The sequence below is a fragment of the Mesorhizobium sp. M7A.F.Ca.ET.027.03.2.1 genome (assembly GCF_003999175.1).
Lineage (GTDB): Bacteria > Pseudomonadota > Alphaproteobacteria > Rhizobiales > Rhizobiaceae > Mesorhizobium.
In genome coordinates this window covers 1-3,540 of record NZ_RZOM01000644.1, presented here as the reverse complement: position 1 = coordinate 3,540, position 3,540 = coordinate 1, and the positions used below count along the sequence as shown (strand labels likewise).

General features: G+C 64.7%; 3 protein-coding genes and 1 pseudogene. 2 read left to right on the top strand and 2 right to left on the bottom strand.

Features of this window, described 5'->3' with window-relative positions:
• Nucleotides 1-667 (top strand): DMT family transporter (locus EN750_RS24010; protein WP_145967869.1); only part of this gene is annotated, 667 nt, incomplete at its 5' end.
• 18 nt (nt 668-685) lie between these two features.
• Here EN750_RS24010 and EN750_RS24005 read toward each other — a convergent pair.
• Both EN750_RS24005 and EN750_RS24000 read right to left on the bottom strand, forming a co-directional pair.
• Nucleotides 686-1,726 (bottom strand): zinc-dependent alcohol dehydrogenase family protein, encoded by a 1,041-nt coding sequence (locus EN750_RS24005; protein WP_127258661.1) that lies wholly within the window; start codon nt 1,724-1,726, stop codon nt 686-688.
• Between the two features lie 98 nt (nt 1,727-1,824).
• A complete protein-coding gene (locus EN750_RS24000; RefSeq protein WP_127271974.1) occupies nt 1,825-2,286 on the bottom strand; it encodes a helix-turn-helix domain-containing protein in 462 nt (153 codons plus the stop codon).
• Between the two features lie 102 nt (nt 2,287-2,388).
• On the opposite strand from EN750_RS24000, the pseudogene EN750_RS23995 reads away from it, so the two are divergent.
• Nucleotides 2,389-3,540, top strand: a pseudogene (locus tag EN750_RS23995) (MFS transporter); the annotation flags it as partial.

Sequence of the window (3,540 nt, the reverse complement as noted above, 5' to 3'; positions counted from 1 at the left end):
ACAGGTTGTCGGCTTTCCCTTGCTGACCGCGTTGGCGCTCAAGCACGTCACCACGGCCCATTCCATCATCTTCGTCGGCCTGCTGCCGTTGGCGACCGCGATCTTCGGCGTGCTGCGCGGCGGCGACCGTCCGCGCCCGGCGTTCTGGCTGTTTTCATGCATCGGCAGCGCGCTGGTCGCGGGTTTTGCCCTGACGCAGGGCGTGACGGCCTCGCCGGTCGGCGATGGTCTGATGCTGGCTGCCATCATCGCCTGCGGCCTGGGCTATGCCGAGGGTGCCGCGCTGTCACGCAAGCTCGGCGGCTGGCAGGTGATCTGCTGGGCGCTGGTGCTGTCGCTGCCGATCATGCTGGTGCTGACGCTGATGACCATGCCGCCGTCGTTCGACGGCGTCGGCGTCAGTGCGTGGATAGGGCTTGCCTATGTCTCGCTGTGCAGCATGCTGATCGGCTTCGTGTTCTGGTATCGCGGGCTGGCGCAAGGCGGCATCGCCGCGGTCGGGCAGTTGCAGCTGCTGCAGCCATTTTTCGGATTGGCACTGGCAGCGACGCTGCTGCACGAGCAGGTCAGCCCGCTGATGGTGGTCGTCACGCTTGGCGTCGTGCTCTGCGTCGTAGGCGCCAAGCGATTCGCGAAGCAGGAATTGCCACGACGCGCGATCGCCTGACGACGGTGCCGTCCTCGCCTAAAACTTCGTCACCACGCCGATGCCGATCCCCTCGAAGCCGCCCATCGCCATCAAGGCTGCGGGCGCCTCATCGAGACTGATTCTCTTGCCGACCAGCAGTTCGGGCTTCAGCTTGCCGTTGCGGATCATGTCCATCATCGCCTGGTAGCGGTAGGCCTGCATGCCGTGGCTGCCGAGGATTTCGAGTTCGAAGGCGATCACCTTGTCCATCGGCACCTGCGGCCGGGCATGTTCGCCCAGCATCAGGCCGACCTGCACATGGCGGCCGCGCCGGCGCAGATTGGATATCGAATTGAACGAGGTGGTGGGGTGGCCGAGCGCGTCCATCGACATGTGTGCGCCGCCATTGGTGATCTGCTTGACCGCCTTGACCACGTTCGGCGTCGTAGATGCATTGATGGTGGCGACGGCGCCGATCTTTTTGGCGAAATCCAGTTTCTCGTCGGTGAGATCGATGGCGATGACATTGGCGCCCATGGCGCTGGCGATCATGATCGCCGACAGGCCGACGCCGCCGCAGCCATGCACCGCGACCCATTCGCCCGGCGTCACCCGGCCCTGGTCGACGATGGCGCGAAACGAGGTGACGAAGCGGCAGCCGAGGCTGGCGGCGGTGGCGAATTCCATCTCGTCGGGCAAGCGCACTAGGTTGGTGTCGGCGTGCTCGATGGCGACATATTCGGCGAACGAACCCCAGCCGGTGAAGCCGGGTTGGGTCTGATGCTCGCAGACCTGGTGATTGCCCGAATTGCACTCGAAGCAGCGGCCGCAGCCGACGGCGAACGGCACGGTGACGCGCTCGCCGGCCTTCCAGCGGGTGACCTGCTTGCCGGCGGCGACGACGATACCGGCCAGTTCGTGGCCCGGTACATGCGGCAGCGTGATGCCATCGTCATGACCCATCCAGCCATGCCAGTCGCTGCGGCACAGACCGGTCGCCTCGACCTTGATGACGACGCCATCGGCTGCCGGCTTCGGATCGGGAACGGTCTGGATCGTCGGCGCTTCGCCGAATTTCTCGAAGACGACGGCTTTCATCGGTCACTCCACCCTCTGTGCTGCAGGAAACGATAGCCGATTCCCTGTCTGGTCGAGCAGGAATCGATTCCGCCACGCTTGTTGGCAGGCAGTAGCTCTCAGCCGGTTTCGCGGTTGCGAAAGTCGGCAAGCCGGGTTTCGCCGGGGGCAAGCTGCCGCCCGTCCTCGGCATGGACTTCCAGGCGCTTGATCGGCCGGCCGGTGAGATTGTCGACCATGAAGGTATAGGGTTCGCCCGGTCCGGCGAAGTAGGTCTCGCCCCATTGCCGCAGGGCAACCAGGACATAGAACAGGCCGCGTCCCTTTTGCGTCAGCACATATTCATGGTGCGCGCTGCCGTCGGGTGCCGGGACCGTTTCGAGGATGCCATGCGCGACGAGATTGCGCAGCCGCGACGACAGGATGTTCTTGGCGACGCCGAGGCTCTTCTGGAATTCGCCGAAGCGCCGCAAGCCGTCGAACGCGTCACGCACGATGAGCAGCGACCACCAGTCGCCAATCGCGTCCAGTGGTCGCGCTATGAGGCAATCCGCTTCGTGGTGGCTCGTTCGTTTCACCATGGCAGTCGTTGGTCCAGCATTCGATTTTCGGTTGCAACATAAAACTGTTCTGCCTATCCAGCAAGAGGTTTCAAGTTGAAACCTTTTATGGAGAGAGCAGACATGAACATGCAGGTGGTGAACAGCGGTGCAACAAGCCTCGAGCAATCCGATGGGCCGCCTCGGGTGGCGCCGCCGCCTGCGGGATTGTCACGATTGACCGCGCTGATCTTCGCCATCGCCTGCGGCCTGAGCGTTGCCAATGTCTATTTCGCCCATCCGCTGCTCGACGCCATGGCGCATGATTTTGCTATCGCGCCGGCTTCGGTTGGCATCGTGGTGACGGTAACGCAGATCGGCTATGGGCTCGGCCTGTTCTTCATCGTGCCGCTGGGCGACCTGTTCGATCGCCGCAAGCTGATTGCCGGGCAGGCGATTCTGTCTGCCGTGGCGCTGGTGGCGGTCGGGGTCGCGCCCAATGCGGCGATGCTGCTGGCGAGCCTGGCGGTGGTCGGGCTGCTTGCGGTGGTGGTGCAGGTGCTGGTCGCCTTCGCTGCCGACCTCGCCGTAGCGTCGCAGCGGGGGCGGGCGGTCGGCACCGTCACCAGCGGCGTCATCCTGGGCATCCTGCTCGCCCGCTTTGCTTCGGGCGTCGTCGCCGATTTCGCCGGCTGGCGCTGGGTTTATCTTGTCTCGGCCATGTTGACGCTCGTCATGGCGATGGTTCTCTACCTGATCCTGCCGCGCCACGAGGCGGAGCGGCCACGCACATCCTATCCGCGCCTGCTCGCTTCGGTGCTGCTGCTGTTCGTACAGGAGCCGCTGCTGCGCGTGCGGGCGGTGCTGGCCATGCTGATCTTCGCCAGCTTCAACGTGCTGTGGGCGCCGCTGGTGCTGCCGTTGAGTGCTGCGCCATTTTCACTTTCGCATACCGAGATCGGGCTTTTCGGCCTTGCGGGCGTCGCCGGCGCGCTCGGTGCGCGCTGGACCGGCGGCCTCGTCGATCGCGGCCGCGCCAGTTGGTCACCGGACTCGGCCTACTGCTGATGATGGCGGCCTGGCTGCCGATCGCCTTCATGGGCATGTCTCTGTGGCTGCTCGTCGCCGGCATAGTCATGCTGGATCTGGCGATCCAGGCCGTCCACGTCACCAACCAGAGCTTGATCTTCGCCCGCCGCCCGGATGCGCGCAGCCGCCTGGTTGGCGGCTACATGATCTTCTACTCGGTCGGCAGCGCCCTGGGCTCGATCGCCTCGACCATGGCTTATGGTGCAA

Coding starts and splice junctions, on each gene's coding strand:
- EN750_RS24000 (WP_127271974.1), bottom strand. CDS start 2,286: ATGGTGAAACGAACGAGCCACCACGAAGCGGATTGCCTCATAGCGCGA.
- EN750_RS24005 (WP_127258661.1), bottom strand. CDS start 1,726: ATGAAAGCCGTCGTCTTCGAGAAATTCGGCGAAGCGCCGACGATCCAG.